The sequence below is a fragment of the Saccharopolyspora sp. NPDC045941 genome, from assembly GCF_056431445.1.
This window is the reverse complement of record NZ_JBWKKU010000040.1, coordinates 66,350-85,251: the sequence shown is the minus strand read 5'-3', so window position 1 is coordinate 85,251 and position 18,902 is coordinate 66,350. Positions and strand designations below refer to the sequence as shown.

Below are 18,902 nucleotides of genomic sequence, written 5' to 3'. Positions count from 1 at the left end.
CTCCGCGACAAGACCCTCTACCAGCCAGCCCGACCCACAACCCAACCCACGGCGCCCCCAGCCGCCGCTTGACAAAAACATAGGAACACCCCCCCGCTTGCGGCCGCTCCACCAGTCGCGATCCCCGGAATCACGGTGATCGGGGACGCGAAGGACCTGAACGGAAGGCCCGGCATCGACATCTCCTTCCCCCTGCCCGGCTCGGCCGAAGAGGTGCCGGCCTTCGATCCCGTCACGCACGCCTACATCGGCTCGACGTTCGGGGCCGAGCTGGAACTCGTGATCGTGGACCAGGCCGGACAGCGCCCTGGCCAGCCCCGCACCGACCAGACCGCCCGGCGCGCAGGACCGGATCGGGTCGCCCCTGAAGGGATCACCTCGATTCCGGAAAGCGCGAAGGCCCGGGAGACTGGAGCTCCCAGACCTTCGCGACGTCGTTGGCCGCAGGGATGCACGTCATGGCGGGGTCATGATCGTTCCTCGTCGCGACAGCCGGACTACTCCGGCGCGGTCGCCGCGGAGCGGCAGTCCGGGCAGTAGCCCCAGAACACGACTTCCGCTTCGTCCACCTCGTAGCCCGACGAGGACGAAGGCGTCAGGCACGGGGCCTCGCCGTGGACGCAGTCCACGTCCTCGGTCCGGCCGCAGTTGCGGCACACCAGGTGGTGGTGGTTGTCAGCGGTCCGGGTCTCGAAGCGCGCCGGGTGGCCGGCGGGCTCGATCCGCCGCAGCAGCCCGGCGTTGCTGCACGCGTTGAGCACGTCGTAGACGGCCTGCGTGGACACCGAACCCAGCTGTCGGCGCACCGCTGTCGCCACCTGGTCGGCCGTCGCGTGCGGGTGGCCGACCAGCCACCGCAGCACGGCGAGCCGTGGCTTGGTGACCCGGAGCCCGGCGGCGCGCAACCGCTCGCGCGGGTCGTCCGCGCTGGTGGCGTGGTTGCTCTCGGTCGCGCTGAGGGTCATAGCGAGGCCCAGTATGCCACCGAAAAATTGGTCTGAACCAGAACTGAACCCGGCTGGCGCTCCGGATTGCTGCACCCGGTCCACCGGTTGCGACCGGTTGGCTCAACCGATCGGCGCATCCGACCGGCGCCGGTCAGAGCTCGAAGTCGCGCAGCGTCGCGTGCAGCTGCTCCACCAGCGGTCGACGGCGGGCCATCTCCCGCGCCGCCGCCGGGTCCGGCGAGACCTTGCCCTCCGGCGTCACCAGCTCCGCGGCGCGCTCCAGCGAGTCGAACTCGCCGAGCGCCCGCCAGCCCAGCAGCACCGCGCCGAGCCCGGACCCGCCGCTGCCCTCGGCCAGCTCCAGGTCGATGTCGAGCGCCGCGGCGATGGCATCGGCCCACAACGCGCTGCGGAAGCCCCCGCCGGTGGCTCGCACCGCACGCACCTCGGCCCCGGAATCGACCACCGCGTCCCGCACCAGCGCGAGCTGCTGCGCGACACCCTCGACCACGGCACGCGTCATCTCGGCGCGGCCGTGCGAGTGCCGCAGCCCGACGAACGAGCCGGTCAGGCCCGGCTCCCACCACGGGGCCCGCTCGCCGAGCAGGTACGGCAGGGCCATCAGCCCGTTCGCCCCCGCCGGCACCGCGGCGGCCTCGTCGAGCAGGTCCGCGACGTCGACCCCGAAGGTCTCCGAGGCCCACTGGGCGACCACCGCGCCGTTGCTCACGGCACCGCCGATCACCCAGAGCCCGTCGCCCATCGCATAGCTGAACGTCCGGCACCGGTCGTCGACGCCCGGCCGGTCGCGCGTCACCCGCAGCGCCCCGCTGGTGCCGAGCGACAGCGCGGCGACACCGGGGCTGACCGCCCCGACGCCGAGGTTCGCCAGCGGACCGTCCCCGCCGCCGAGCACCACCGGCAGCCCCTCCGGCAGGCCGACGGCCTTGGCCACCTGCGGTTTCAGCGGCAGCGTGTCGGTCGGCGCGTGGATCTCCGGCAGCTGGTCGGCGCGGACGCCCGCGACCTCCAGCGCCGGCTCGTGCCACCGCAGCGTCGTCATGTCCTGCAGGCCGCTGCCCGAGCTCAGCGAGTACTCGGTGACGAACTCGCCCACGAAACCGGCGACGACGAAGTCCTTCAGCGCGCACCACCGCACCACGTCACGCGTCAGGTCGGGGCGACTTCCGGTCAACCAAGCCAGCTTCACCATGACCGACTGGGTGTGCACCGGCGTCCCGGTGGCCTGGTGCAGGGCCGACGAGGTGTCCCAGTCGGACCGCAGCCGCGCCGCCACCTCGGCCGCCTGGGTGTCGGCCCAGTTGAACGACGGCGTGGCCGGTTCGCCGGCCGAGCCGAGCCCGACGACGGTGTGCATCGAGGTGCTGAACGACAGCGCCGCGACCGGGTGGCCGTGCTCCTTCGTCCAGGCCACGCACTCGGCCAGTGCCTCGATCGCCGCGTCCCGGACCTGGACGGCGTCCTGCGTCGCCTCCCCGGGCTCCTCGGTGCGCAGCGGATACCCGCGCTCGGTCTGGTGCAGCACGTGAGCGTCGCTGCCCGCCGCGACGACCTTCGTCGCGGTGGTACCGAGATCGATTCCGAGGACGACCGGAGCATGACTCATGCCCCCAACCTAACCGCCGGGTTCGGACCAGCTTGCCTTAGGCAGCGCATTCGACGGTCACGGGTGTTTCGGGACGATCCGGGTTCCAAGTGCATCCAAGTCGATCTTCAGATCGAAGGGGGCCCCGGTCAGGTAGATCCCGGGTCCGTTGAATTCCTCGATGTACACACCGTCTACGAGTCGGTGCGCAGCAAGTGTCGGCCGGGACCGGATGTCAAGAATCCAATAGAAGGGGATGCCCGCCTCCGCGTATTCGGCACGTTTTACAAGGTTGTCCGCCCGCTGCGAGCCGGGCGACAGCACCTCGACTGCTAGAACCACATCTTGTGCGTGGAACTTCGTCGGCCTTTCCAGCACCCGCTCCAAACCAAGGACGATCACGTCTGGAATACGCAGTGTTGGTGGCCACTTTTCAGTGATTAGGACTTCGGGCTCACTTATCGCAGCCCATCCTTGGGGCAGCGTCCGATCAAGCACACTGGTCAGCCTGCTGAGGACGAACTGGTGGAAACCGGCTGCTTTAGGGGTCACCTGGAGGACGCCTTCCTGAAGCTCATAGCGCCGCGAGTTGTCCTCAGGGAGCTGGTCGAACTCCTCCAAGGTCAACAGGTGGTCGGGCCAGATCATCACGGACATGCCTCCAATATCGGCCCCATCGAACTCCAGTTTGAGACGCGCGGTGCACAAACGCACGTTCGAGTGGATGTGCCCTCGCTGCATCAGCAACAATAAGGGCGCCCTCCCCCGTCTACCAGGGGGAAGGCGCCCTTTTCGAACCCGTGGGGCTTACTTCGCGAGGGTTTCGGCGATCTCGTAGGTGTTGAGCGCCGCGCCCTTGCGGAGGTTGTCGCCGCAGACGAAGAAGTCCAGCGTGTTCGGGAAGTCCAGCGCCTGCCGGACCCGGCCCACGTACGTCGGGTCGCCGCCGACCACGCCGGCCGGGGTCGGGAACACGCCGTTGTCGTGGTCGTCCTGCAGGACGATCGTCGGCTGCGCCTCGAACACGCGGTGCGCCTGCTCGACGGTCACCTCGCGCTCGAAGGTGGCGTGCACCGCCAGCGAGTGCGTGGTCACCACCGGCACCCGGACGCAGGTCGCGGAGACCTTCAGGTCCGAGATGCCGAGGATCTTGCGGGACTCGTTGCGGACCTTCAGCTCCTCGGAGGTCCAGCCGTCGTCCTTGCGCGAACCGGCCCACGGCACCACGTTGAGCGCCAGCGGCGCCTTGAACGGCGTCTCCTCCGGCAGCCCGGCCGCGGCCAGCGCCTCGGCGACGTCGCCGGCCCGCTGGCCGACGCCCTTGCCCGCCACCGCCGCGATCTCCGCGTACAGCCGGTCGATGCCTTCCTGACCGGCACCGGAGGCGGCCTGGTAGGAGGAGACGACCAGTTCGCGGAGGCCGAACTCGCGGTGCAGCGCGCCCAGCGCGGCCATCATCGACAGCGTCGTGCAGTTGGGGTTCGCGATGATCCCCTTCGGGCGCTCGTGCACCTTCTCGGCGTTGACCTCGGGCACCACCAGCGGCACGTCGGGGTCCATCCGGAACGCGCCGGAGTTGTCCACCGCGACGGCGCCGCGCTCGGCGGCCACCGGCGCCCACTGCGCGGATACCTCGTCCGGCACGTCGAACAGCGCGATGTCCACGCCGTCGAACGCCTCCGGCGCGAGCTCCACGACGGTGAGCTCCTGGCCGCGCACGGTGATCTTCTTGCCCGCGGACCGGGCCGAGGCGATCAGCCGGATCTCGCCCCACGGCACCGACTCGCGGTTGTTGATGATGTCGATCATGACGGTGCCGACCGCGCCGGTGGCACCCACGATTGCCAGCGTCGGTGTCTTCTTCTCCTGGGCCATCAGCGACCACTCCCCGCGTACACGACGGCTTCCTCGTCGCTGCCGAGCTCGAACGCGTTGTGCAGGGCGCGCACCGCGTCGTCGAGCTGGGTGTCGCGGATCAGCACCGAGATCCGGATCTCCGAGGTGTTGATGATGTCGATGTTCACCCCGGCGTTGGACAGCGCCTCGCAGAAGGTCGCGGTGACGCCCGGGTGCGACCGCATTCCGGCGCCGACCAGCGAGACCTTGCCGACCTTGTCGTCGTAGACGACCTGCTCGAAGCCGACCTCGTCCTTGATCTTCTCCAGCTCGGTGACGGCCACCTCACCGTTGCTGCGCGCCACCGTGAAGGTGATGTCGGTCAGGCCGGAAGAGGTGCTGGAGACGTTCTGCAGCACCATGTCGATGTCGATCTCGGCGTCCGCGACCACGCGGAAGATCCGGCCCGCGACGCCCGGGTTGTCGGGCACACCGCGCACGGTGACCTTGGCCTCCGACCGGTCGTGCGAGACGCCGGTGATCATCGCCTGTTCCACGGAAAGGTCCTCCACTGAGCCGGACACGATCGTTCCGGGCTTGGGTGAGTAGGAAGAGCGGACGTGCAACGGCACGCCGTAGCGGCGGGCGTACTCGACGGCGCGCAGGTGCAGCACCTTCGCGCCTGTCGCCGCCATCTCCAGCATCTCCTCGTAGGTGATCCGCTCGAGGTGCTGGGCGTCGGGCACGATGCGCGGGTCCGCCGTGTACACGCCGTCGACGTCGGTGTAGATCTCGCAGACGTCGGCGTTCATCGCGGCGGCCACCGCGACCGCCGTGGTGTCCGAGCCGCCGCGGCCGAGCGTCGTGATGTCCTTGGTGTCCTGGGAGACGCCCTGGAAACCGGCGATCAGGACGACCTGCCCCTGCTCCAGCGCCTCCTGCACCCGGCCCGGGGTGACGTCGATGATCCGCGCGTTCTGGTGCGCCGAGGTCGTGATCACGCCGGCCTGGGAGCCGGAGAACGAGCGCGCCTCCGCGCCGAGCGACTCGATCGCCATCGCGACGAGCGCGTTGGAGATCCGCTCCCCGGCGGTCAGCAGCATGTCGAGTTCCCGCTCCGGCGGAGCCGGGTTGACCTGCTTGGCGAGGTCGAGCAGCTCATCAGTGGTGTCGCCCATCGCGGAGCACACGACGACCACGTCGTGGCCCGCCTTGCGGGTCTCCACGATGCGTTCGGCTACCCGTTTGATGCGATCAGCACTTTCGAGTGAGGAACCGCCGTACTTCTGGACGACGAGCGCCACGTGAAACAAACCTCCTCGACCGTGCGGTCGTCCCGGGCGCGGGTTGTCCCCGCACTGACACCGAGTGGACGAAGGAGCACCCCGGCACACCGCGTGGCGGGCCGGAGGGCCCCGCGACCGGGCAGGTGACAGCGTCGGCCCACCGGGCCGAAACGGCCTCCTACCAGGTCGCTCCGCTGCCGGACTAGCCTACCGAACCGGTACCGCCCGACCCCAATCCCAAATGCCGCCACTACCCTGTGGGACGCGATTGTCGACAAGAGCGGAGGACCGGGTTGTCCACCCCTCCAGGAGCGATCGATCCACCTCTGAGCGATGTTGGAAACACCGCGGCTACGCTGCGGAAACAACCGGACTCAGGGTCGTCCGAGTGGCCGCGCCGGGGCTCGCCGCGGCAGCGCCGGATGATCGTCGCTTTCGCCCCTGCTGTGGTTTACCTCGCAATCCGGCTGGTCGGACTGCTGGTGCTGGCGTGGCTGTCGGCCGCGAACGACGAGGCCTTGGTCGACAACCTGCAGGCCTGGGACGGCCACTGGTACCTGGAGATCGCGGCGAACGGGTACGCCGGCGTCGACCCGAGCATGGTCGACGGTTTCGGGAACCGCTATCCCGAGACACCGATGGCGTTCTTCCCCGGCTATCCGTGGCTGATCATGGCGTTGGCCCTGGTCCCGGGCGTCAGCGTCGTCGGTGCGGCGATCACCGCGAGCCTGGCCTGCGGCGTGGTGGCCGCGTACGGGCTGGCCCGGCTGGGTCGCCTGGTCGGCGGCTCGCACCTCGCCGGGTTGCTGCTGGTCGTGCTGTTCGCGGCGGCCCCGATGTCCGTGGTGCTGTCGATGGCGTACTCCGAGGCGCTGTTCTGCGCGTTGGCGATCTGGGCGATGGTCGGGGTCGTCGAGCGGAACTGGCTGCTGGCCGGGCTGTGCTGCGCCGGTGCCGGGCTGGTGCGGCCGACGGCCGCGGCGCTGATCGGGGTCGTCGGGCTGGCCGCGCTGGTGGCGATCGTGCGCCGCCGGGACACCTGGCGCCCGTGGCTGGCGATCGTGCTGGCGCCGGCCGGGATGCTGGCCTACATCGGCTGGGTGGGGTTGCAGACGGACAGCCTCACCGGTTACTTCGCGCTCCAGCAGCGGGGCTGGTCGTCGGCGTTCGACGGCGGGCAGGCCACGGTCAAGTTCATGATCGAGGCGCTGACCACGGACAAGTCGGTGCTCGAGACGTTCACGGTGTGGATCGTGCTGGCCGCGCTGGTGCTGCTGGTGCTGTGCGTGCGGCAGCGGATGCCGTGGCCGCTGGTGGCGTTCGCGGCCGCCGTGGTGGTGCTGGACCTGGGTTCGGACGGCTTGATGTACTCCAAGGTCCGCCTGATGTTGCCGGCGTTTCCGCTGCTCATCCCGGTCGCGATCGGGTTGGCGCGACGCCGGACGACGACGGCGGTGACCACCGCGGTGCTGCTGGTGTTCTTCGGGTCGTGGTTCGGCGCCTACTCGCTGACGGCGTGGCAGTACGCGATCTGATGGACATCGGCGCGGGCGGCGGACAGACTCGCCACCAGCGATCCAGGAGGTGCCCGTGACTGCCGAGGAATACACCGCCGAGGTTCCGGTGAGCAAGCCCGCCGAGACGTCGGTGCCGCTGCACCCGCTGCTGGCCGAGCGGTGGAGCCCGCGCGCGCTGGACCCGGCCACGACGATCAGCGACCGGCAGTTCACGGCGTTGTTCGAGGCGGCCAGGTGGGCGCCGTCGTGGGGCAACACCCAGCCCGCGCGGTTCATCGCGGCGCGCCGGGGCGAGGCGACCTTCGAACGGATCCACGTCACGCTGTCGCGCGGCAACAAGGGGTGGACCGCCAATGCGGCGGCGCTCGCGATCGGCGTCGCGCGGGTGGTCGACGAGGACGGCGAGCCGATGCCCTACGGCGAGTACGGGCTGGCGCTGGCGGCCCAGAACCTCGTGCTGCAGGCCGTCGCCGAGGGGCTTTACGCGCACCAGATGGCCGGGATGGACCGGGACGCCGCGCGCGCCGAGTTCGGCGTGCCCGCCGAGTTCGAGCCGGTGATCGCGATCGCGGTCGGCGGCCTGGGCACCTTGAACGGCATGCCGGAGCGGCTGCAGGAGAAGGAGCTGCGCCCGCGCATCCGCAAGCCGCTGTCCGAGCTGGTCTTCACCGACACCTGGGGCGAGCCGCTGTTCTGAGCCGCGCTTCGCGCGCCATCTGCCGCGCGGCTGACTGAACGGCTCACCTGCGGAGGTGGTCTGCGAGCCAGTCGGCCGTGTCGGGGAGCCACTTCCAGCGGGTGGTCTCCAGCAGGTGGTTGCCCTCCGGGATCAGGAGGTACTCGGCGTTCGGGGCGTGGCGCGCCAGGGGTTCGGCGTTGGCGACTCCCGGGATCACGTCGAGGCCGCCGTCGATGACCCGCATCGGCTGGACGATGCGCGGGGCGATCTCGGCGGCGTTGATCCTGCGGGCGAAGTCGCGGCCCGCCGCGGCGCTGCCCGTGCGCAGCGCGAAGGTGTCCGTCACGTAGGGCGCCAGCTGGTCCCAGTGCAGGGCCGAGGGGCCGCTGACGCTGACCAGCGCGCGGATGCGCGGTTCGTGCGCCGCCGCGAGGGCTCCGAGGTAGCCGCCCATGCTCAGCGCCATCGCGCCGACCCGCTGTCCGTCCACTTCGGACCGATCGGCGATGGCGTCGAGCACCCGGTGGACCACCTTCTGGTACTCGGGTTCCCAGTGGCTCCGCGTCGCGAGCTCGCCCTGGCCCGGCCCGTCGATGGCGAGGACCGCGACACCGCGGCGGAGCAGCCTGTCCGCGATCGGCATGAACTCGACCTTCCCGGAGTTCATGCCGGGGATCAGCACGACGACGGGCGCGCGGGTGCCCGCCGGGCGCCGCAGGATTCCGGTGAAGTCGGGGCCGGCGATGTGCTCGGCGGCCGGGTCGGCGCGGCGTTGCGCTTCGGCGGATGCCTTGGCGGCTGCGGCGTGCGCGTCGAGGTCCGGGTTCGGCAGCACGGTGGCGAAGTGGAACCACAGCGCGGCATCGCGGTATGCCTCCGCCGCCGAAGCGCTCAGGCCCTGCTCATCGGCCTGCTCGGCACGGGCTAGGTGTTCGCGGCCAGCGCGGGCGAACGCCGTCGGCCAGTCCCGGATCGACGTGAGCTCTGCGGTCACGGCGTCGTATTGGAAGGGGTCGATGCCCGCCGCGATGGCGCGCGGGCGGTTGGCGTCGGCGAAGCCGGGGAGGAGGTCCGGCTGGTCGAAGAAGGTGTGCACGTCGGCTCCGTCTGAAAGTTCTGCTGCGCCCCAAGCAGACATCGGCCGAGGCGTGGCGGTCCAACAGCGATCCGTACGCTGTGACAACCGATGGTTGTCGTTCGAGGTGAGAGCGTGGATCTTGATCTGGCGCAGGTTCGGGCGTTCGTCGCGGCCGCTCGGGAGTCGCACTTCGGGCGAGCCGCCGCGCAGCTCTTCGTCAGCCAGCAGGCGTTGTCGAAGCGGATCGCCCGCCTGGAACGCCAGTTGGGCGTCCGGCTGTTCGACCGCGACAAGCACGGCGTGGCACTGACCGAGGCTGGGCGCCGCTTCCTCGAACCGGCGCAGCAGACCCTCGCCGCCGCCGACTTCGCGGTGACCGAGGCCCGCCGCGAGCAGCGGTCGTTGCGGGTCGATGTCTGGGGCCATCTGTACGCCCCGATGCGCACGATCGGGCTCGTCGTCGAGAACTCCCTCGGCGCCGAGCTGGGGCTCAGCCGCGATCTGGCGGCCGCGACGACGGCATTGGCGCGCGGCGAGATCGACGCCGGGTTCGGCCGGGTTCCTCCGCTCGGCGAGGAGTTCGAGCACCAGGTGGTGCGCCTCGAACCGGTCGTCGCCATCGTCGGCCCGGCCCATCCCCTGGCCGGCTCGACGGAGCTCCGGCCCGCCGACCTGCGCGGCAGCACGATCTGGTGCCCGGCCGCGCTGGATCGCCTGGACTTCCTCGACCGCTTCACCGTCCACTTCGGACTCGATGCGGAGGCGGCCGGGGTCAACCTGGGGCTGGACCACTTCCTCGACCAGATCCGCGCGGAACCGGAGCGCGTCGCGATCCTGCCCAGCGGCGTCCCGCTGCCGGAGAACGCGCCGCTGAGCCGGGTCCGCCTCACCCGGCCCACGCGCTGTACGCCTGGTCCCTGCTCTGGCGGCGGGGAAACCCGAGCCGCTCCCTCGACGTGCTTCGCCGTTCCTGCGCCGAAGCCGCGACCCGGCGCGGCTGGCTCGACTACGACGCCGCCCACCACTGGCTCCCCGACGCCGACCGCGCCGCGCTCGGCTGAGCGAGATGGTGGCGGTTTCGCGCGAAAACGGCGTGGTGCGCGTCAGGGCTGGTGGGCGACGGAGATCCGGCGCAGGGCGAGGAGGCCGCCGATGCCCGGGATGACCGCGAGCCATCGGGCGCTCGGCGGGGCCGGGACGAGGAAGGTCGCCGCGATGGTGACGAGGTAGGCCATGCCGTGGACCGGTCCGCCGAGCGACGTGATCGCCGACAGGTGCGCGGTGAACAGGTTGAGCAGCAGGATCACCAGTGAGGCCGCCTCGACGCCGGCCGCGATTCGCAGCGTCAGCACGGCCGTCACGCTCCCGTCGTCGAGCCGGGGCGGACGATCATGAGCACGACGACGATCACCCAGAGCACGTTGAAGATGCCGGTGAGCATGGCCAGGCGCTTCGCCGTGGCGCGCAGGTCGTCGGCCGAGCCGAACATGCGCCGCTGGGCCGGGAGGATCGCCATCACCAGGATGGCCGCGGCGATCGCCGTCAGCACGATCGAGATGATCAGCCAGGGGTCGGCGAGGACGCCGAGCTGGGCTCCGGTCGCGAGGCCGAAGACCGGGACCGCGATGCCCGCGACGGCGTAGCCGCGGCAGATCCGGTGCAGCAGCTTGGCGATTCCGGCCGCCCGGTCGGATTCGGGCACTTGCTCGGCGTATCGCGGGAACATCGAGGCGGCCACGGTGATCGGGCCGATCACCAGCATCGCCGCGAGGACGTGGATGGACAGCAGCAGCTTGGTCACCGCAGACTCCCGAATATGTACCCTGTCGACATGTTGATTGGCAATATATACACGCTTGTGTAGGCTGCCAACTCATGAGGGTCGATGCGGTGCGAGGGCATCTGGACGGGCTGCTGCTGGCCGTGCTGGAGCACGGGCCGCTGCACGGCTACGCGATCATCACCGAGGTCCAGCAGCGCAGCGGCGGCGCGCTGGAGCTGCGCACCGGGACGATCTACCCGGCCCTGAACCGGCTGGAGCGGCTCGGATTGCTGCGCAGCAGCTGGGAATCCATCGGCGAGCGGCGCCGCCGCTGCTACCGGCTCACCGACGCCGGGCGGGGCAACCTGACCAAGGCGCGCAAGGCCTGGGACGAGTTCACGGCCACCATCGGCGCGGTCCTCAACCCGTCGCGGGGTACCACATGAGCGCCGATCCGATCGAGGACTACGCGGCCGAGTTGACGAACGCCCTGCACGGACCGGGGCGGGCGAAGTCCCGGCTGGTCGGCGAGATCCGCGATGGCCTGGTGGACGCGGTGGCGGCGCAGACCGCCGAAGGGCTGCCGTACCGGGAGGCCGTCGAGCAGGCGGTGCGGGAGTTCGGGACGCCCGGCGAGCTCGCGCCGAGCTGTCAGCAGGAGCTGACCATCGCCCAGACCCGGCACACCGCCCGGGCTCTCATCATCACCGTCGGGTTCCTGATCGCCTGCTGGTACGCGATCTGGACGGCCAGCCACATCCAGGGCTGGCAGCTGCCGCACGCGGTCCAGGTGCTGACAGCGGTCGCGGCGACCGCCGGAGCGCTCGCGGCGGCGACCCTGGCCGCGACCGGGCCGCTCACCCGCTGGCTGCCCGTGCCGGACCGGCTTCCGCTGCTGGTCGGCTGGGCGGGCACCACCGCCAGCGTGGCCATGCCGTTCGCCGGGATCGCGCTCGCCATCGCCTTGCCGCTGGCGACCGCGTGGCCGCTGATCCTGCTCGCGGGCGCGTTCACGGTCGCGTCGCACGCGGTGCTGGCGGCGTCGGCCCGGGCCTGCCGCGAGTGCGCCCGCCTGCCCATCGGCTGACCCGCCGCGCTGGGCGGCGGTTTCGCGCGAAAACGTCGTCCGCACGCCTGGAGAATGGCGGTTTCGCGCGAAACCGCCACGTCACCCCCAGGGCGGGGGGTGGCCGGTCGGCGCGTGGGGAGGGGGCGCACCGACCGGCCCGCAGAGGCCCGGCGCCGGGGGTCGGGGGCGCATCGGCTTCCGGGCCCTTGGTCTAGGGGTTCAGAGGCGGTGGAGGGCTTCGAGGATTCTCTGTTGGATCTCCTGTGGTGGAGCGGAGATCTCGGTGTCCGATGTGGAGCTTTGGGGCTCGCCGTCGGGTGCTGGCTCGCGGAGGCGGTGGCGGCCAGGTTGGGAACGTTGTTGTCGTTCGGCTTCGACGTTGGCGATCAGCTGCCAGACCGTCAGAGCTCCTTCGCCTCCTCCGGCGTGCTGCGGGTGGTCGGTCTTCCAGTGCATGGCGAGGAAGAAGAGCGCCGGGGCGGTGACGATCACGGCGATGACCGGGAGCATTACGAGCATTCGACGGTTCCTTCTGAATTGGTGGTCGGGGACTTTTCCCTGAGCAGTTGGGAGATTTCGTCGAGGATGGCGGCGACGGCTTCGAAGTCGTCGGCGTCGCGGTGACCTGCGCCGACTTGGAAGGCGAGGTCGTCGAGCAGCCATTGGGCCCGCCGCAGCAGGACCGCCAGGGCCGCGTTCTCAGCGCCCACGGCCCGGTGACGTCGACTGGAAGCCGTTGGCGTCGGGACGGGTTCCGGCGATGCGGTGCGCTTCGGCGTTGCAGTCGCCGCAGGTGGACCACAGCCAGCCGAGATCCGAGTTGTCGGCCGGCAACTCCCGCTCGCACAACGTCGACACCGACATGTCGGTCGGATAGCCGCCGCCCGGACGGGAATCCAGGCTCGCATGCCGCTGACCATCCGCCGGAACCCAGTGGAACGCATACATCTGCGCCGCCTCCTGCTGCCGTCTCCAGTGTTTCCATCAAAATGGAATCATCTCCTCGAAATAGTTGACCATTCCCGGTTTGGGTGATGTTTAAGTGCATTTGTTGCGAATATTCTTGTTGCATGCCTGGAAACACCCGAACTCCCAAGGCTCGTGCCCTCGGCTCGGCGCTCCGCGATGCGCGCGAAAAACGCGGCTTGGGTTTACGACAGCTGGCGAAGCAGATCGAGTGCCCGCCCGGCACGCTGTCCCGTTGGGAAACCGGCGACCGCTGCCCGAAACCTGCTGACGTCGCCAGAGTTCTGGCCACACTGGGCGTGACCGGGGACCGCTACGAAGAGATCCTCGACATGACCCGGAACGCGGACGCGTCCCACTGGCTTGCGATCACCCTTCCTGAGCAGCGCCAACAGCTATCCGCCCTGCTCGAGTTCGAGCGCACCGCGAAGACCATCACGCATGCGGCGCCGCTGCTCATTCCCGGGCTTCTCCAAAGCACGGCGTACGTGCGAGCGATCATGACGGCGGGCGGCGTACCGCAGGACGAGGTTGAAACGCGCATCGCGGTCCGAGTCGGCAGACGAGAAGCCATCACGCGCAAGGACCGCCCGGTTCACCTCCGTGCCGCGATCGGTGAAGCAGCTCTACGACAAGTGCTCGGCGATGCAGGCGTTATGGCCGATCAGCTGGAACACATACTCCAACTGTCGGATATGGAGAACATCGACATCCGCGTCGTGACCTTCACAAGCGGCTGGCATCCTGCGCTTGAAGGTCTGTTCGTGCTGATCGAGTCGGATCAAGCACCGCCTGCCGTGCATCTCGAAAACCGTAGATCTGGCCTGTTCCTGCACGAACCCGCAGACATCGAGATCTACCGCGAAGCGGCTGAGACGGTGTTCAACTCGGCATTGGATCCGGCAGAGTCGAGGAAGCACATCGCCGAGATCCGCAACGGAATGGAGACCGCGAGATGACTTCAGTGACCGGCTGGCGGAAGTCGAGCCGTAGCCAGAACACGGACTCCTGCGTCGAGGTCGGGCGGTTAGCCAGCGGCGCAGCTGTGCGGGACACGAAGGATCGGTCGGCCGGGTACTTCGTCGCGAACGCGTCGCAGTGGTCCAGCTTCGTCGCCGCTGTCAAGGCTGGGCGGTTCGAGCGCTGAGGGTCTGGTCAAAGCCGTGCGTACTTTGTGTTGCTATAGCAGCACAAAGTACGCACGAGCCTCGGTGCACCCGGCGAGGTCGGACCCAGGTTCCTTGGGTTATGCCTGGCCTTCCAAGCGGCGGGCGCGAGACGTGAGGTGTCGGCGTTCGGGTGCGCTCGTGGTTCGACGGGCCGCTTCGCGGTACGCGTCTGCGGCGGCAGCGTGGTCACCGAGGAGTTCCTGCAGGTGGGCGCGGGTGGAGAAAAGGCGGTGGTGGCGGGCTATGCGCTTGTCCTCCGCCAGCGTCGCCAGGAGTTCGAGGCCGGCCGCCGGGCCGTGGACCATCGCTACCGCGACCGCTCGGTTGAGCGTCACCACCGGGTTCGGCCCGGTTCGTTCCAGGAGTTCGTACAGGGCCAGGATTTGCGGCCAGTCCGTGTCTTCCGTGCTCTCCGCCTCGTCGTGCACCGCCGCGATGGCCGCTTGGAGCTGGTACGGGCCGACCTGGCCGCGCGGCAGGGTTCGGCTGATCAGCTCGATGCCTTCGGCGATCAGTCGGTGGTTCCAGCGGCCGCGGTCCTGTTCCGCCAGCGGGACCAGTTCGCCGTGCTGGTCGGTGCGCGCCGGACGGCGGGCGTCGGTGAGCAGCATCAGGGCGAGAAGTCCCGCCGTTTCGGTGTCTTCGGGTGCCAGGCGGTGCAGCAGGCGGGCGAGGCGGATCGCCTCCGTCGACAGCTCCGGCGCCGTCAGGTCCGCGCCGTCCGTCGCGGTGTAGCCCTCGTTGAAGATCAGGTACAGCACGTGCCGGACCTCGTCCAACCGCTCGGCGCGGTCGGCTTCCTCGGGCATGGCGAGGGTCGAGCCGGCGGCCTTGATGCCCTGCTTGGCCCGGCTGATGCGCTGCGCCATGGTCGGCTCCGGCACCAGGAACGCGGCGGCGATCTGCGACGTCGTCAAGCCGCCGACCGCGCGCAACGTCAGCGCAACCCGGCTCGCCGAGGACAACGCGGGGTGGCAGCACAGGAACAGCAGGGCCAGGGAGTCGTCCCGGTCGGTCTCCGGCGTGCTGTCCGCCGCGTGGCTGAGCAGCGCGGCCTGCGGGGTGGCCAAGGCTTCCTCGCGGCGACGGCGTGCCGCCTCGCTGCGGACCTGGTCCACCAGCTTCCGCGAGGCGACGGTGATCAGCCAGCCCCGCGGGTTCTCCGGCACGCCCGCGTCCGGCCACTGCAGGGTCGCCGCGATCAGCGCCTCCTGCACGGCGTCCTCGCACGAGTCGAAGACGCCGTACCGGCGGACGAGCGAGCCGAGGACCTGCGGCGCCAGTTCGCGCAGCAGGTCCTCAACAGCGTGGCTCACATGTCCCCCGCGGCCTCGTGCAACACCGGCCACAGCTCGACCGGCTCCGCATCGGCGAACGGCATGTCGGCCGCGATCTCCTGCGCCCGCTCCAGGGATTCGCAGTCGAGCAGGTAGAAACTGGCGAGGTACTCCTTGGTCTCCAGGTACGGGCCGTCGGTGACCACCGGGGCGCCGTCCTTGCGGCGGATGAGCTGGGCGTTGGCCGCGTCGGCGAGGCCGTAGGCGCCGATCAGCTCGCCGGTCTCGCGGTACCTCTTGTTGAACGCGTCCTGCTTCGCGATCGCCTCGGGCCACTTCTCGGCCGGGTAGGAGTCCCACTTGGCCTGGTTGCCGTAGATCATCGCGACGTACTTCATCTCGGGTGTCCTTCCCGTCCCGCGCGCCCCGTCGGCGCGCTGTCACCCTCTGGTCGGAGCACGCGGCGGATCCTCGACATCCGGGCGCCAACTTTTTCCAACTTTTCTGAACGAGCCGCTGACCAGCCTAAACGACCGCCAGGAAGGGGATCAGCAGCGACGCCAGGGCTTGGGGACGGTCGAGCGGGATGATGTGCCCGCAGTCCTCGACGAGGTGCGCCACGAGATCGTCGGCGATCGGGCGCAGCTGGCGTTCGAGGGCGCTGCCGACCGGGTGCGCGCCGATCGCCATGGTCGGCACGGTGAGCCTGGCCGCCGCGACCGCTTCGCGGATCTGGCGCGCGCTGGTGGGCATTTCGCGGTAGATCGAGAACGCACAGCGCAGGGCTTCGCTTCCCCCGTAGGCGGCGGCGAACTCGTCGCGGATCGCCCCCGGGATGCCGCGGCCGCGGGTGCCCGTCGTGAGGAACCAGTCGACGTACTCCGCCTCGTGCCCGGCCAGGACGGTTTCGGCGAGCCCGGGGACCGAGTGGAAGCCGAACCACCACGGCGCACCGCCCGCGAGGAAGTCCTCGGCTCCGGGCAGCGTGCCCAGCAGCGACTCCATGACCACCAGCCGCCGAATCCTCTCGGGTCGCCGCATGGCCAGCAGGAAAGCGGGCGGCGTTCCCGCGTCGATGCCGACCACTGCCGCCGTCTTCTCCCCCAGCGCATCGAGCAGCGCCTCCGCGTCGTCGGCAAGCGTGCCCGCGTCGTAGCCGTCGGCTGTTCTCGTGCTGGCACCGAGGCCCCGCAGGTCCGGGGCGATGACGCGGTGGCGGGGCGCCAGCTGCGGGATCACCTCGGACCAGAGCCGCCAGGTGTGCGGAAAGCCGTGCAGCAGCAGGACTGCGGGGCCCGCGCCGGCCACCGCCACGTTGACGTCGATGCCGTTGGCCCGGACCCGGGCGATGTCGGGCACGATAACTCCCTCTGCGGTTACTATTGGTTACTACAAAACCGTAAGTAACGGCAGATGAGGTGCCAAGACGGCACTTCCGCGACAGGTGGTGAGTTTCAGGTGACCGCCCCGAAGGGCAGCCGCGGCGATCTCTTCGACCCCGACTGCCCCACCCGCAAGCTGCTGGACCGGATCGGCACGAAGTGGACGTCGATGGCGGTCAAGGTCCTCGCCGACGCCGAGCCCGAGGAAGTGCGCTTCGCCGAACTGCAGCGGCGAATGCCCGGCGTCTCGCAGAAGATGCTGTCCGCGACGCTGCAGAGCCTCACCCGCGACGGCCTGGTCGCCCGCCGCGTGGAACCGACCGTGCCGCCCAAGGTGCACTACCGGCTCACCGAGCTCGGCCGCTCGCTCGAAGTGCCGCTGGCGGCGCTCCGGGAATGGGCGGAGAAGCACATGGCCACGATCGACCGGGCCAACGCGACGGCGCGAACCGGCGACGACTGACGGGCCCATCGCCGGGCGCGAAGTGACGGTGCACCCGACGCCGCCCGGCGGCACCGGGCGGCTCGGAAGGAACTCGTTCGTCAGTGGCAGCAGTCGAGGACCTGCGGGGTCCAGTCGCGGGCCAGGACGTCGACCAGGCCGAGGTCGGTGATCTTGACGCTCGGCGAGACCGCGAGGGTCAGCGTCGACACGCTCATGAACGGGTTCGCGTGCCGCCAACCCCAAGCCTCGAGCGCTTCGCGCACTCGGCGGCTGCCCGCCACGATCTCCGCCGTCGGCTCCGCCGACATGACGCCTCCGACGGCCAGCGGCAGCCGCGCCGCCACGCCTCCGGCGTGGGCGACCGCGACGCCGCCGTCGTCGGCCAGCACCGCTTCCGCGCTGGCTCGCATGGCTCGCCGAGTCGTTCCGAGGGTGACGAAGTTGTGGCTGTCGTGGGCGTACGTGGTGGTCAGGGCTCCGTCGCCGAGGGACATGCCGATGACCGGGACGCACGAAGTGCTGGTGCGGCCGTGGCGGTTGCGCACCCGGAGCAGCGCGACGTGGCCTTCCCACTGCACTTCGCCGTCGACCACGTCGAGCTGCACCTCGGCCGCTTCGGTGTAGGTGTCGACCGGGTTCACCCGCAGGGCGCGGAACTTGTGCCGGCCATCCGGCAGGTCGAGCCGCCAGCGGAACTCGTCCGGCGCGATCCCGTCGATGTGCACGGAACCGGCGAAGGGGTGGTCGGTGACGTCCGGCGCCGGGTAGGTCGGCTCGCCGCCGCGGGCCACCACAGCTCCGCCGGCGATCACCGTGTGCACGGCGAAGTCGGCCAGCTCTCCGTCCAGCAGCAGCAGGTCCGCGCGCTTCGACGGCGCCACCACGCCGCGGTCGTACTTGCGGAGGCGCTGGGCCGGGTTCCAGGTCAGCGCGCGCAGGGCGTCCAGCGGCGCCAGGCCCGCCGCGACCGCCGTCCGTCCAATGTGGTCCAGGTGGCCCTTCGCGGCGATGTGGTCGGCCGCCAGGTCATCGGTCACCAGGCACAGCGGCGGCAGCTGCGGCAGCGACGTCAGCGCCGACACGACCTCCGGGAGCAGGCACTTCTCCTGCAGCATCACCGTCATGCCCAGGCGCGCCTTCTCGACCGCGACCGCTGGGGCGTTCTTGGTGTGGTCGGAGTCGATGCCGGTGGCCAGGTACTTGCTGAGCTCCTCGCCGGAGAGGTTCGGGCAGTGCCCGTCGAGGATGGTGCCGCGCTCGCGCGCGACCCGGACGATGTCGTGCATCCGCTGGTCGCCGGCCACCACCGCGCGGTAGTCCATCACCTCGGCGAGGGCGGAAACGCCGTCCCAGCCGAGGAGTTCGTCGATGTCCTCGGGATCGAGGTGCGCGCCCGAGTACTCCATGCCCGCCAGCGCGGGCACGCACGACGGCACGCCCCAGAGCTGGGTCTGCGGGCTGCGCTTGCCGTCCTCGATCATCCAGCGCATCGCGGCCTTGCCCGCGACGTTGACGATCTCGTGCGGGTCGGCGAGCACCGTCGTGGTGCCCCGCGGGAGCGTCAGCCGGGCGAAGGCCGCGGGCGTCGCGAACGAGCTCTCGACGTGCATGTGGGCGTCGATGAAACCCGGGACGACCAGCCTGCCGCCGGCGTCGATCACCTCGGCGGCTTCCGGCCCGGCGCCGGGCGGCACGACGCCGCTGATCACCTCGCCGGTCACCAGCACGTCGGCGTCGAAGATCTCGCCGGTGAACGTGGAAACCACGCGTCCACCGCTGATCCGCAGGTCGGTCAAGGCAAGGCTCCTCAGGATTCGTCTCAGGATTCGTCGCGGGCGGATCGGCCGACGAGGTCTTCTCGGCCGCCGTCGTGGTCCGGCCCC

At 70.2% G+C, this 18,902-nt stretch carries 23 protein-coding genes; 9 read left to right on the top strand and 14 right to left on the bottom strand.

Translation table 11 applies throughout. The features are described from left to right. Nucleotides 1–135: 135 nt before the first annotated feature. Entirely contained in the window at nt 136–540 is a 405-nt protein-coding gene (locus tag AC07FN_RS28790; protein ID WP_478398427.1) for a hypothetical protein, read from the top strand. Here the strand turns inward: AC07FN_RS28790 and AC07FN_RS28785 are convergent. The 5 genes from AC07FN_RS28785 to AC07FN_RS28765 all read right to left on the bottom strand — a co-directional run bounded on the left by AC07FN_RS28785 (nt 498) and on the right by AC07FN_RS28765 (nt 5,693). Continuing rightward, entirely contained in the window at nt 498–965 is a 468-nt protein-coding gene (locus AC07FN_RS28785) for a Fur family transcriptional regulator (RefSeq protein WP_478398426.1), read from the bottom strand. The genes AC07FN_RS28790 and AC07FN_RS28785 overlap by 43 nt on opposite strands. A gap of 133 nt (nt 966–1,098) precedes the next feature. Next, nucleotides 1,099–2,574, bottom strand: coding sequence for a gluconokinase (locus AC07FN_RS28780; protein WP_478398425.1), 1,476 nt, complete (start codon nt 2,572–2,574; stop codon nt 1,099–1,101). A 57-nt stretch (nt 2,575–2,631) separates the two neighbouring features. Beyond that, entirely contained in the window at nt 2,632–3,210 is a 579-nt protein-coding gene (locus AC07FN_RS28775; RefSeq protein ID WP_478398424.1) for a Uma2 family endonuclease, read from the bottom strand. A gap of 150 nt (nt 3,211–3,360) precedes the next feature. Continuing rightward, the gene (locus AC07FN_RS28770) at nt 3,361–4,428 is read right to left on the bottom strand and encodes an aspartate-semialdehyde dehydrogenase (RefSeq protein WP_132491746.1); all 1,068 of its coding nucleotides are present in this window, start codon (nt 4,426–4,428) and stop codon (nt 3,361–3,363) included. After that, nucleotides 4,428–5,693 carry an aspartate kinase gene (locus tag AC07FN_RS28765; RefSeq protein ID WP_452613634.1) on the bottom strand — a complete coding sequence of 422 codons (1,266 nt, stop codon included), beginning with the start codon at nt 5,691–5,693 and terminating at the stop codon, nt 4,428–4,430. The genes AC07FN_RS28770 and AC07FN_RS28765 overlap by 1 nt, the downstream gene beginning before the upstream one ends. Before the next feature lie 404 nt (nt 5,694–6,097). Here AC07FN_RS28765 and AC07FN_RS28760 point away from each other — a divergent pair, with 404 nt between their 5' ends. Continuing rightward, on the top strand, nt 6,098–7,210 hold the full coding sequence (locus AC07FN_RS28760) for a mannosyltransferase family protein (RefSeq protein ID WP_478398423.1): 1,113 nt from the start codon (nt 6,098–6,100) through the stop codon (nt 7,208–7,210). A gap of 55 nt (nt 7,211–7,265) precedes the next feature. After that, nucleotides 7,266–7,889, top strand: a complete 624-nt coding sequence (locus AC07FN_RS28755; protein WP_478398422.1) for a nitroreductase family protein — start codon at nt 7,266–7,268, stop codon at nt 7,887–7,889. Between the two features lie 43 nt (nt 7,890–7,932). Here the strand turns inward: AC07FN_RS28755 and AC07FN_RS28750 are convergent, their stop codons facing one another. Further along, a complete protein-coding gene (locus AC07FN_RS28750) occupies nt 7,933–8,967 on the bottom strand; it encodes an alpha/beta hydrolase family protein (RefSeq protein WP_478398421.1) in 1,035 nt (344 codons plus the stop codon). A 114-nt stretch (nt 8,968–9,081) separates the two neighbouring features. Between AC07FN_RS28750 and AC07FN_RS28745 the strand changes: the two genes are divergently transcribed. Beyond that, nucleotides 9,082–10,179 carry a LysR family transcriptional regulator gene (locus tag AC07FN_RS28745; RefSeq protein ID WP_478398420.1) on the top strand — a complete coding sequence of 366 codons (1,098 nt, stop codon included), beginning with the start codon at nt 9,082–9,084 and terminating at the stop codon, nt 10,177–10,179. 127 nt (nt 10,180–10,306) lie between these two features. Here AC07FN_RS28745 and AC07FN_RS28740 read toward each other — a convergent pair whose 3' ends face one another. Continuing rightward, the gene (locus tag AC07FN_RS28740; protein ID WP_478398419.1) at nt 10,307–10,750 is read right to left on the bottom strand and encodes a hypothetical protein; all 444 of its coding nucleotides are present in this window, start codon (nt 10,748–10,750) and stop codon (nt 10,307–10,309) included. A gap of 74 nt (nt 10,751–10,824) precedes the next feature. Between AC07FN_RS28740 and AC07FN_RS28735 the strand changes: the two genes are divergently transcribed. Next, nucleotides 10,825–11,157, top strand: a complete 333-nt coding sequence (locus tag AC07FN_RS28735) for a PadR family transcriptional regulator (protein ID WP_478398418.1) — start codon at nt 10,825–10,827, stop codon at nt 11,155–11,157. Then, nucleotides 11,154–11,798 carry a permease prefix domain 1-containing protein gene (locus tag AC07FN_RS28730; RefSeq protein WP_478398417.1) on the top strand — a complete coding sequence of 215 codons (645 nt, stop codon included), beginning with the start codon at nt 11,154–11,156 and terminating at the stop codon, nt 11,796–11,798. The genes AC07FN_RS28735 and AC07FN_RS28730 overlap by 4 nt, the downstream gene beginning before the upstream one ends. A gap of 201 nt (nt 11,799–11,999) precedes the next feature. Here AC07FN_RS28730 and AC07FN_RS28725 read toward each other — a convergent pair whose 3' ends face one another. Genes AC07FN_RS28725 through AC07FN_RS28715 form a run of 3 tightly spaced genes read right to left on the bottom strand, consistent with a single transcriptional unit; the run spans nt 12,000 to nt 12,728 of the window. Beyond that, complete coding sequence (locus AC07FN_RS28725; protein ID WP_478398416.1) at nt 12,000–12,299, bottom strand: hypothetical protein; 300 nt, start codon at nt 12,297–12,299, stop codon at nt 12,000–12,002. Further along, complete coding sequence (locus AC07FN_RS28720; RefSeq protein WP_478398415.1) at nt 12,290–12,490, bottom strand: hypothetical protein; 201 nt, start codon at nt 12,488–12,490, stop codon at nt 12,290–12,292. The genes AC07FN_RS28725 and AC07FN_RS28720 overlap by 10 nt, the downstream gene beginning before the upstream one ends. Next, nucleotides 12,480–12,728: an HC3 family zinc finger protein gene (locus tag AC07FN_RS28715; RefSeq protein WP_478398414.1), complete on the bottom strand. Its 249-nt coding sequence runs from the start codon at nt 12,726–12,728 to the stop codon at nt 12,480–12,482. The genes AC07FN_RS28720 and AC07FN_RS28715 overlap by 11 nt, the downstream gene beginning before the upstream one ends. A gap of 122 nt (nt 12,729–12,850) precedes the next feature. Here AC07FN_RS28715 and AC07FN_RS28710 point away from each other — a divergent pair, with 122 nt between their 5' ends. Together AC07FN_RS28710 and AC07FN_RS28705 are read left to right on the top strand one after the other, a co-directional pair. Continuing rightward, entirely contained in the window at nt 12,851–13,705 is an 855-nt protein-coding gene (locus AC07FN_RS28710; RefSeq protein ID WP_478398413.1) for a helix-turn-helix domain-containing protein, read from the top strand. Next, nucleotides 13,702–13,893: a DUF397 domain-containing protein gene (locus AC07FN_RS28705; RefSeq protein WP_478398412.1), complete on the top strand. Its 192-nt coding sequence runs from the start codon at nt 13,702–13,704 to the stop codon at nt 13,891–13,893. Before AC07FN_RS28710 ends, AC07FN_RS28705 begins: the two co-directional genes overlap by 4 nt. Nucleotides 13,894–13,992: 99 nt before the next feature. Here the strand turns inward: AC07FN_RS28705 and AC07FN_RS28700 are convergent, their stop codons facing one another. The 3 genes from AC07FN_RS28700 to AC07FN_RS28690 form a co-directional block, all read right to left on the bottom strand. Further along, a complete protein-coding gene (locus tag AC07FN_RS28700) occupies nt 13,993–15,231 on the bottom strand; it encodes an RNA polymerase sigma factor (RefSeq protein WP_478398411.1) in 1,239 nt (412 codons plus the stop codon). After that, a complete protein-coding gene (locus AC07FN_RS28695) occupies nt 15,228–15,590 on the bottom strand; it encodes a YciI family protein (protein WP_093267318.1) in 363 nt (120 codons plus the stop codon). The genes AC07FN_RS28700 and AC07FN_RS28695 overlap by 4 nt, the downstream gene beginning before the upstream one ends. Nucleotides 15,591–15,717: 127 nt before the next feature. After that, nucleotides 15,718–16,551, bottom strand: a complete 834-nt coding sequence (locus tag AC07FN_RS28690) for an alpha/beta fold hydrolase (protein WP_478398410.1) — start codon at nt 16,549–16,551, stop codon at nt 15,718–15,720. Nucleotides 16,552–16,650: 99 nt separating this feature from the next. On the opposite strand from AC07FN_RS28690, the gene AC07FN_RS28685 reads away from it, so the two are divergent. Further along, nucleotides 16,651–17,037, top strand: coding sequence for a winged helix-turn-helix transcriptional regulator (locus AC07FN_RS28685; RefSeq protein WP_478398409.1), 387 nt, complete (start codon nt 16,651–16,653; stop codon nt 17,035–17,037). An 80-nt stretch (nt 17,038–17,117) separates the two neighbouring features. Here AC07FN_RS28685 and AC07FN_RS28680 read toward each other — a convergent pair whose 3' ends face one another. Then, nucleotides 17,118–18,815 carry an adenine deaminase C-terminal domain-containing protein gene (locus AC07FN_RS28680; protein ID WP_478398408.1) on the bottom strand — a complete coding sequence of 566 codons (1,698 nt, stop codon included), beginning with the start codon at nt 18,813–18,815 and terminating at the stop codon, nt 17,118–17,120. Nucleotides 18,816–18,902 lie beyond the last annotated feature (87 nt).

Coding starts and splice junctions, on each gene's coding strand:
- AC07FN_RS28695 (WP_093267318.1), bottom strand. CDS start 15,590: ATGAAGTACGTCGCGATGATCTACGGCAACCAGGCCAAGTGGGACTCC.
- AC07FN_RS28760 (WP_478398423.1), top strand. CDS start 6,098: ATGATCGTCGCTTTCGCCCCTGCTGTGGTTTACCTCGCAATCCGGCTG.
- AC07FN_RS28775 (WP_478398424.1), bottom strand. CDS start 3,210: ATGTCCGTGATGATCTGGCCCGACCACCTGTTGACCTTGGAGGAGTTC.
- AC07FN_RS28705 (WP_478398412.1), top strand. CDS start 13,702: ATGACTTCAGTGACCGGCTGGCGGAAGTCGAGCCGTAGCCAGAACACG.
- AC07FN_RS28725 (WP_478398416.1), bottom strand. CDS start 12,299: ATGCTCGTAATGCTCCCGGTCATCGCCGTGATCGTCACCGCCCCGGCG.
- AC07FN_RS28785 (WP_478398426.1), bottom strand. CDS start 965: ATGACCCTCAGCGCGACCGAGAGCAACCACGCCACCAGCGCGGACGAC.
- AC07FN_RS28735 (WP_478398418.1), top strand. CDS start 10,825: ATGAGGGTCGATGCGGTGCGAGGGCATCTGGACGGGCTGCTGCTGGCC.
- AC07FN_RS28715 (WP_478398414.1), bottom strand. CDS start 12,728: ATGTATGCGTTCCACTGGGTTCCGGCGGATGGTCAGCGGCATGCGAGC.
- AC07FN_RS28710 (WP_478398413.1), top strand. CDS start 12,851: ATGCCTGGAAACACCCGAACTCCCAAGGCTCGTGCCCTCGGCTCGGCG.
- AC07FN_RS28780 (WP_478398425.1), bottom strand. CDS start 2,574: ATGAGTCATGCTCCGGTCGTCCTCGGAATCGATCTCGGTACCACCGCG.
- AC07FN_RS28770 (WP_132491746.1), bottom strand. CDS start 4,428: ATGGCCCAGGAGAAGAAGACACCGACGCTGGCAATCGTGGGTGCCACC.
- AC07FN_RS28730 (WP_478398417.1), top strand. CDS start 11,154: ATGAGCGCCGATCCGATCGAGGACTACGCGGCCGAGTTGACGAACGCC.